This window comes from Castellaniella sp. (genome assembly GCF_004321985.1).
Lineage (GTDB): Bacteria > Pseudomonadota > Gammaproteobacteria > Burkholderiales > Burkholderiaceae_B > Castellaniella.
The window spans coordinates 1-7984 of the sequence record NZ_SCQN01000050.1 but is presented as its reverse complement, the minus strand read 5'-3'; the positions used below and the strand labels follow the sequence as shown (position 1 = coordinate 7984).

8 protein-coding genes and 4 pseudogenes are annotated in these 7984 nt (G+C 60.8%); 5 read left to right on the top strand and 7 right to left on the bottom strand.

The window, feature by feature from the left end; translation table 11 throughout:
• Positions 1–534, bottom strand: a pseudogene (locus EPN31_RS13800) (transposase); the annotation flags it as partial.
• A 79-nt stretch (positions 535–613) separates the two neighbouring features.
• Here EPN31_RS13800 and EPN31_RS13795 point away from each other — a divergent pair.
• Positions 614–847 (top strand): annotated as a pseudogene (locus tag EPN31_RS13795) (transposase); the annotation flags it as partial.
• A gap of 168 nt (positions 848–1015) precedes the next feature.
• On the opposite strand, the gene EPN31_RS13790 reads toward EPN31_RS13795, so the two are convergent.
• From EPN31_RS13790 to EPN31_RS13770, 5 genes and pseudogenes are all read right to left on the bottom strand, one after another.
• Positions 1016–2056 carry a LysR family transcriptional regulator gene (locus tag EPN31_RS13790; RefSeq protein WP_291774212.1) on the bottom strand — a complete coding sequence of 347 codons (1041 nt, stop codon included), beginning with the start codon at positions 2054–2056 and terminating at the stop codon, positions 1016–1018.
• Between the two features lie 94 nt (positions 2057–2150).
• Positions 2151–2387: a broad-spectrum mercury transporter MerE gene (gene merE / locus EPN31_RS13785; protein WP_291774210.1), complete on the bottom strand. Its 237-nt coding sequence runs from the start codon at positions 2385–2387 to the stop codon at positions 2151–2153.
• Between the two features lie 5 nt (positions 2388–2392).
• A pseudogene (gene merD / locus EPN31_RS13780) lies at positions 2393–2623 on the bottom strand (mercuric resistance transcriptional repressor MerD); the annotation flags it as partial.
• Positions 2624–2641: 18 nt separating this feature from the next.
• Positions 2642–4327, bottom strand: coding sequence for a mercury(II) reductase (merA, locus tag EPN31_RS13775; protein ID WP_291774207.1), 1686 nt, complete (start codon positions 4325–4327; stop codon positions 2642–2644).
• Between the two features lie 60 nt (positions 4328–4387).
• Positions 4388–4468, bottom strand: a pseudogene (locus tag EPN31_RS13770) (mercury transport protein MerC); the annotation flags it as partial.
• A gap of 149 nt (positions 4469–4617) precedes the next feature.
• Here EPN31_RS13770 and merR point away from each other — a divergent pair.
• A complete protein-coding gene (gene merR / locus EPN31_RS13765) occupies positions 4618–5052 on the top strand; it encodes an Hg(II)-responsive transcriptional regulator (protein ID WP_291774204.1) in 435 nt (144 codons plus the stop codon).
• A gap of 156 nt (positions 5053–5208) precedes the next feature.
• Here merR and EPN31_RS13760 read toward each other — a convergent pair whose 3' ends face one another.
• Positions 5209–6081, bottom strand: a complete 873-nt coding sequence (locus EPN31_RS13760; RefSeq protein ID WP_291774201.1) for an AraC family transcriptional regulator — start codon at positions 6079–6081, stop codon at positions 5209–5211.
• Positions 6082–6207: 126 nt separating this feature from the next.
• Here EPN31_RS13760 and EPN31_RS13755 point away from each other — a divergent pair, with 126 nt between their 5' ends.
• From EPN31_RS13755 to EPN31_RS13745, 3 genes are all read left to right on the top strand, one after another.
• Positions 6208–6765: a carboxymuconolactone decarboxylase family protein gene (locus EPN31_RS13755; RefSeq protein ID WP_291774199.1), complete on the top strand. Its 558-nt coding sequence runs from the start codon at positions 6208–6210 to the stop codon at positions 6763–6765.
• Positions 6766–6894: 129 nt separating this feature from the next.
• Positions 6895–7578 carry a haloacid dehalogenase type II gene (locus tag EPN31_RS13750; RefSeq protein ID WP_291774196.1) on the top strand — a complete coding sequence of 228 codons (684 nt, stop codon included), beginning with the start codon at positions 6895–6897 and terminating at the stop codon, positions 7576–7578.
• A 101-nt stretch (positions 7579–7679) separates the two neighbouring features.
• Positions 7680–7984: hypothetical protein (locus EPN31_RS13745; RefSeq protein ID WP_291774194.1), on the top strand; the 305-nt coding region annotated here is incomplete at its 3' end.

Genomic DNA, 7984 nt, shown 5'->3' with positions numbered 1-7984 from the left:
CTTCCTCCTTGTACAGGCGGTAGACACGCTTGTGATTGACCCGCCAGCCTTCGCGGCGCAGTAGGACGAAGATGCGCCAGAACCCATAGCGCACCCGGCTGCTGGCGATCTCATGCATGCAGGCCTTCAGAGGCCTATCCATCACGCGGGGTTTAGGCTTCTGATACCACCCGGAGCGGCACTGTTGGCACACCGAGCAGGCTCGAACGATGCTCACGCGGTACGACTCGAGCAGGTGGCCGACGAGCTGCTTGCGCTGCGCCGGCCTTAGACTTTTTTTTGCAGTACGTCCTGCAGCATGACCTTATCCAACGACAGATCGGCCACCAGCTGCTTGAGCTTGCGATTCTCTTCTTCGAGCTGCCGTAGACGGCGTAACTCCGTGGCACCCACGCCCGCGTACTTCCTCTTCCAGGCGTAGAACGTGGCTTGCGAGACGCCAATTTTGCGGCAGACCTCTTCGACTGAAACTCCGGTCTGGGACTGGTGCAGCGCGAACGCGATCTGTTCCTCGGTGAACTTCGACTTCTTCATGGCGACACCCTCCTGAGGGCTAGTATCGCCGGAATTCTCTACTTTCGAACTGTCCACTTTTTCGGGAGGAGGTCACGAGTGGGTCGGGGCGTGCGGCTTTGCACTGCAGCCCCTGGTCGCGGCGCTGCGAGACGAGATCCTGGCGCACTGGGTGCTGCATGCCGACGAGACGCCGGTCAAGTTGCTCAAGCCCGGCAGCCGGGCCACCCACAAAGCCTATCTGTGGGCCTACACCCCAGGTGCCTTTGAGGCTCTGCGGGCGGTCGTCTACGACTTTACCGAAGGCCGTGCCAGGGCGCATGCCCGGGCGTTCTTTGGAGAGTGGACCGAGAGCCTGGCTGGGTGGCGCTGACCTGCTACCTGGACGATGGGATGCTTCCCATCGGTAGAGTCGAGATGTGGCGCGGTGAACTGTTGCCGCATCGCTGGCAGCCTGCCTGACGCTGAATATCATCGTCGGCTGAAAACTGACCCACCACCGTCATATCCTCCGCGCGCGCACTTGAAAGTGCTGCGGCCGCCTCTCGGCGGCCGTCAATGTGTGTTCGCCGGACGCTAACCGAACAGCACCTTGCAGCCATGGTTGATGAGTGCGTGAGCGCAATGCTCTGCTGCCCACAGGTCTGAGCACTTCACCCAGGATCTCCATGAAGGCGAGGGTGCGTTGGGGCAGCAGGCGTCGTCCGGGGGTGACACACCAGATCGTCGAGGCGGGCAGCAGCCAGTTAGGCAAAACGCGCTGCAGGGTGCCGCAGTTCATCGGATTGTGTGCAAAGTGGTCTGACAGCCCGATAATGCCCATTCCTTCGATCGATAGTGCTTCGAGCAATCCTAGCGAATTGGCAGTCATCACTCGTTCAGGCCGCCCGTCCCAGTGCTTCTCGCCATGCGTCAGGTGCCAGCATCGGTGGTCGCCGCTGTTACTGACCACCACGAGCCCCACGTGATGAACCAGATCCGCAGGGCTGGCAGGGGTACCGAAGCGCCTCAGGTAGGCCGGGCTCGCATAGAGGCCGTATTGTTGCGTCAGGATATGCCGTGCCACCAGGGAGCCGTCGTCGGGCAAACGTGTCGCTACGCGCACCGCAAGATCGAAGCGCTCAGCGATGAGGTCGACTCGGCGGGCGGACAAATCCAGGTCCAAGCGTACGTCGGGGTATTTTGCGGTGAATTTGCTTAAGATCTTCACCAGCGAGATCTCGTGAAATTCAGGTGGCATGGACACACGCAGTGTGCCTTGCGGAGTGGCTTGCCGATGTAGCACGAGATCCTCAGCCGCCCGGTTCCCATCGACCAAGTGACGTGCATAGACCAGCATCTGCTTGCCGAACTCGGTGATCATCAGGCGCCGGGTAGTACGATGTATCAGGCGTTCACCGAATATGTTTTCAAGGGATGAGAGGCGGCGCGAGAGCGTCGCATTGGGTAGGCCGAGGCGGTCGGCTGCAGTGGTGAAACTGCCGGCATCCACGATGTGCGCGAAAAGAATCAGGTCGTTAGCGTAGAGATCCAGAGATTTCATAAGTTCGAAGCATGCTAGCAGTGCAACTCAAGCTGCACGCGCAAAACCGCTCGCGCCAACTCAGTCGCCGTCCATCCGGCGGGCAGTGATGCGATCACGATCTTTCCTTGAAGACTCGCATCAGCCGCGTCAAGGACAGAACAAACAAGCTGGTCAGCGTGAGGGCTGCAACACCCCAATGCTCCCCGATGAAAGCACCGACCGTCGTTCCTGCAAGCACAACGGCGAGAATTGGTAAATGACAGGGACAGGTAAGTACAGCCAGCGCGCCCCATAGGTAGCTGGTGACCGGCTTCTGGGTCTCGGGCGGCAAGCGCTCGGGGCTGTTCATGGCAGACCCTCCGCGTGCAGCGCCTGGCACGGCCGTACCAGCGCATCGAGTCTGATGCCCGCTTCGAAGGCAGCTCGCACAAAGCACAGCCGTTGCAAGGCCGCACTGTCGAACAGGCCGTAGCCGCCTGGAGTGCACGCCACCAGACGCAGCAATCCGCGCGGCAGGGAGTCGCGCACGATATGCACGCTCACTCCGGCATCAAGGGCCAACCGGGATACTGTGCAGGCATTCATTAAACACCTCCTTTTTCCTCATCCGGCGCAGCAGGAAAGCTGCTTCACATCCTTGCTGAAGGTCTGCGCAGCGAGCTTCAAGCCTTCGACCATCGTCAGGTAGGGAAACAACTGATCGGCCAGCTCCTGCACTGTCATGCGGTTGCGGATCGCTAGGGCGGCCGTCTGGATCAGTTCGCCTGCTTCGGGTGCGACCGCCTGCACGCCGAGCAAACGCCCGCTGCCGACATCGGCCACCAGCTTGATGAAGCCACGCGTATCGAAATTGGCGAGCGCACGCGGCACGTTATCCAGCGTAAGCAGTCGGCTGTCGGTCTCGATGCCGTCGTGGTGCGCTTCCGCCTCGCTGTAACCTACGGTGGCCACTTGCGGATCGGTGAACACCACGGCCGGCATTGCCGTCAAGTCCAGGGCCGCATCGCCGCCGGTCATGTTGATCGCGGCACGAGTGCCGGCCGCTGCCGCCACGTAGACGAACTGAGGCTGATCGGTGCAGTCGCCGGCGGCGTAGATGTGCTGGCTACTCGTGCGCATACCCTTGTCGATGACGATGGCGCCTTGTGCATTGACGGTGACCCCCGCCGCATCCAGCGCCAGGCTGCGCGTGTTCGGTGCTCGGCCAGTGGCAATCAGCAGCTTGTCGGCAACAACGATGCCGTGCTCGGTGGTCAGCACGAATTCGCTGTCTTTATGCGTAACCTGGCTGGCCTGGGTGTGCTCCAGTACCTCGATCCCTTCAGCGCGGAACGCTGCCGTGATGGTCTCACCGATGGCCGGGTCTTCCCGGAAGAGCAAGGTGCTGCGGGCCAGGATCGTCACTTTGCTGCCCAGCCGGGCAAAGGCTTGGGCCAGCTCCAGCGCCACCACCGACGAGCCGATCACGGCCAGGCGTTCGGGGATAGTGTCGCTCACCAGGGCCTCGGTCGAGGTCCAGTAGGGTGACTCCTTCAAGCCCGGAATCGGCGGTACAGCCGGACTGGCACCCGTGGCAACCAAGCAGCGGTCGAATGCCACGACGCACTCGCCACCCTCGTCCACACGGACGACAAGACTCTTATCGTCTTTGAAACTCGCCTTACCATGTAAAACGGTGATGGCCGGATTGCCGTCCAAAATGCCCTCGTACTTGGCGCGACGCAGTTCGTCGACGCGCGCCTGCTGCTGAACCAGCAGCCGCTCGCGCAAGACTGTCGGCGATGTGGGTGGTATGCCGCTATCGAACGGGCTAGTCGCGCGCAGGTGGGCGATGTGGGCCGCGCGGATCATGATCTTCGAGGGGACGCAGCCGACGTTGACGCAGGTACCGCCGATCGTGCCACGCTCGACCAGCGTGACTTGCGCACCTTGCTCGACGGCCTTCAGCGCCGCAGCCATGGCCGCCCCACCGCTGCCAATGATAGCCACCCGCAACGGGCGTTCGTTGCCACTGTGCTGATCGGCAGCTTCCGTCCAGCCGCGCATCTTGTCGAACAGCCCGGAACGGTTGTCCACCGTTGGCGCATCGGCAAGAGTTGCCTCGTAGCCCAGTCTGGCCACGGCGCCAGTCAACGCCTCCAGTGACGTGCCCGGTGCGATGGCGAGTTGTGCCGTACCCTTCGGATAGGACACCAGCGCCGACTGCACGCCGGGTACTTTCTCCAGTGCTTGCTTGACGTGCGCCGCGCACGAGTCGCAGGTCATGCCGGTGATTTTTAGATTGCTCATGCAACAGCTCCTATGTTTTCAGGTTAGCGAAGGTCAGCTCCACTATTCGCGCCGAGGTGGTCATTCGCAGCCATCCGGGCCACAGCGATGATTTGCCGGTGAAACCAATCCCCGAATCGACACGCCGATCATCAGGGCTAGCCGATGTATGCGAGACGAGGATGGCGGCCAGACCGCCAGCGAAAAGCGCGCCACGCCCGTTTTCTGTGGTTCAGACGTGCGCTTTTCCTTTTGAATTTGAATTGGATAGCGTAACCTTACTTCCGTACTTATGTACGGAGTCAAGCGACATGCAAAATGTTTTTGAAAACCTGACCATTGGCGTTTTTGCCAAGGCGGCCAGGGTCAACGTGGAGACCATCCGGTTTTATCAGCGCAAGGGCTTGCTGCCGGAACCGGATAGGCCTTACGGCAGCATTCGCCGCTATGGCGTGGCAGATGTGACGCGAGTGCGATTCGTGAAGTCGGCCCAGCGGCTGGGCTTCAGCCTCAACGAGATTGCCGAACTGTTGCGACTCGACGATGGAATCCACTGCGAGGAAGCGAGCAGTCTTGCCGAGCACAAGCTCAAGGACGTGCGCGAGAAGATGGCCGACTTGGTGCGTATGGAAACTGTACTGTCTGAACTCGTGCACGCCTGCCAGTCACGGCAGGGGGATGTTTCCTGCCCGCTGATCGCATCACTGCAGGGCGACGGAAGTCTGGCGGAGGTAGTGTTGCCTTAGCTGTGTAAACCCAGCAGGTTGTTCATAGCCAATGGAACCCTGGTCATGGGAACACGCATACGCCCATTCGCGCAGCGCCTGCCGCCACGCGCGCCTTGAAGGCCGCGCTGTATTGCTGCGTGTCTGACTCATCGTCTTGTCCTCGATGATCAGAGCTTACGCCCCTGTCCGAATTCGGAGGGCCTCTTCATTTCTGCCACGCAGGGCTCCCGGTGGGAAGCCATAAATACGCTTGAACGCGCGGCTGAACGCGGCTTCCGTAGCATAGCCGGCGACTTCCGACGCCTGTGCCAAAGTCAGGCGCTCATTGATCAGCGCCTCGTGTGCGCTCTGCATGCGCAGTTGGGTGAGATAGGCCATAGGCGCCACGCCGACGGTACCCGCAAAATTTCGGGCAAACGTGGCGCGCGACATATGTGCAAGCCCGGCCAGCTTGCCGACGCTCCAGTCGGCCGCGATGTTCCCGTGCATCGCCAACAACGGTGGAGACAGTTTAGGGTCGGCCAGCGCCCCCAGTATTCCACGGGGCACTTGTTCATGCTGGAGACAATGGCGCAGCACGTGAATGAACAGCGCGTCCGAAAGTTTGTCGAGAACAGTGGCGGCACCAGGCGCATCCCCACTCGCCTCGTCCATGATCAGCGTCAGCAGCGAAGCCACCTCGTCGCCTTTCGTGCTGCCACGCATCACGATCTGTGCTGGCAGCGCGGCGAGAAGTACCTCGGCAAGCGGTGAGCCAAATTCGAAGTAACCACACAGCAGCAGCGTCGTCGCATTGTCCTTAGCATCTCGCACCGAAATGACTCGGTGCTCCGCCGGCCGCAGAAACATGACGGTATCCCCGGCAGCGAGTGCAACTTCGTGGTGTGCGCGCCCGATCTGCATCACGCAATTGCCCGCAGCAACAAGGTGGAACATCGCCTTGCGTTCATACTCGGCGTCGAGAGCCCATGTCCCACAGTGGGTGCTGCGGTGAAAAACCCGTGTCTCCAGGTGCAACTGACGCATCAACAGGCTGAGATTGTCCATGCGCGGGTCCAGTGAGACGTTTGGACAAGTATACGCGCGCGTCGGGTATGGTCTCGCACGGTGGCACGGCTGATACTGGGCTGGTGCTGTTTAGCACGGTCAATATTTAACCATGGAGCAAGTATCATGACCGAATTCGTTACCCACACCATTGAATCTGCACCCCCCGCCGCGCGCCCAGCGCTTGAGACAGCGAAGGCCAAACTTGGGTTCATCCCCAACCTTTATGGCAACCTGGCTGAAGCACCAGCGGCACTGCAGGCCTACTTCGACCTGTCCGCCCAGTTCGACAAAACCTCTTTTACGCCGGTGGAACGCCAAGTCGTGCTGCTCACAATCAGCACCGAGAACAATTGCGAATTCTGTGTGGCCGCGCATTCTGTCATTGCGCGTAAGATGGTCAAAGTTCCAGACGCAGTGGTCGATGCGTTGCGTGCAGGTACCACTCTGCCAAATGCTCATCTCGAAGCGCTGGCCGCATTCACGCGTGCGGTGGTACGCGAGCGCGGCTTCGTCCCATCAGTGGCCGTCGAGGCGTTTCTGAGATCAGGTTTTACGCGCCAACAGGTCATCGAGGTTGTTCTTGCAGTGTCGATGAAGACCTTGAGCAACTACACCAACCACCTGACTCATACTAAGATCAACCCCGAATTTGCTGCGGAAACCTGGAAACGGGCAGCATAACAGCGCCGACAGCCCCTTCGCCCGGAGGGTGTCTGTCGCCAACCATGCAAATACTTCGAACCGCGTGGATAAAACATTCGTCGGGCGCATACGCCCCGCTCAACGACGTTTTGCTTAGGATCATTTCTCATGCCATTACCCTTGGTTGCCGTCTTTGACGCCTATGGCACGCTATTTGACGTGCATTCGGCCGTGCGTCGTGTAGCGGGCTCCGTCGGTGCAGACGCTGGGCGCGTCTCTGCACTCTGGCGAGACAAGCAGCTCGAGTACTCTTGGACCCGGAGTCTGATGGGCCGCTATATCGACTTCTGGCAGATTACAGAGGACGCACTCGACTATGCCCTGGCCACCTGTGGAGTCGATGATGCAAAGCTGCGAGGCGCGCTGCTCGCTGCCTATCGCACATTGGAACCGTATCCGGACGTCCGCGCGGTCTTGACGGGCTATCACGACCTGGGTATACGCACCGCCGTGTTTTCCAATGCAACACCAGGCATGTTGCACGATGCGTTGGTCTCGGCGGGCCTCGACACGGTCGTCGATACGACATTTTCAACAGACGCGCTGATGCGCTACAAACCGGACCCCGAGGTCTACGCGCAGGCCTGCAAGGCATTCGGAGTGAAACCGGAGGCTATCGTGTTCCATTCCTCTAACGCCTGGGATGCTGCTGGCGCGGCGTCATTCGGCTGGCGCACGTTCTGGATCAACCGGGCGCACGGCACACCCGAGTACACATGGGCGAACCTGGATGAATGCTCGAGCCTGGACGCCGCCCTGGCCCGCGTGAGTGCCGTCAGACGAACCCCGTAAACGGCTGCACGTCAGCGCATACGTGAGTCAGCATCCGTGACAAGCAGCCGCCTGTCGCTCATCGCGATCACTTTCAGGCCAGCAGTTAGACTGCATCCATCATGACCGACATTCGGCGAGAATCCACGGCCACGCGCGGCGGGCAGGTGCTTAAGGCACAAGTGCAGCGAGCTACCCTGATCACGCTGGCAGGCAGCCAAGTGGGTGGGGGCGTCGGCGCGTTTGCGGCGCTAGCGGTCACCACGCTGCTGGCGGACCAGATTGTGGGGTCCGCCACCCTGGCGGGCATCCCTCAGACGAGCCGCGAACTGGGCGCGGCTGGCGCAGCCTACTTGATCGCGCGGATCAGTAACACTTACGGGCGCCGAGTGGGTCTGGTAGCGGGATATCTGGCGTGCTTGCTGGG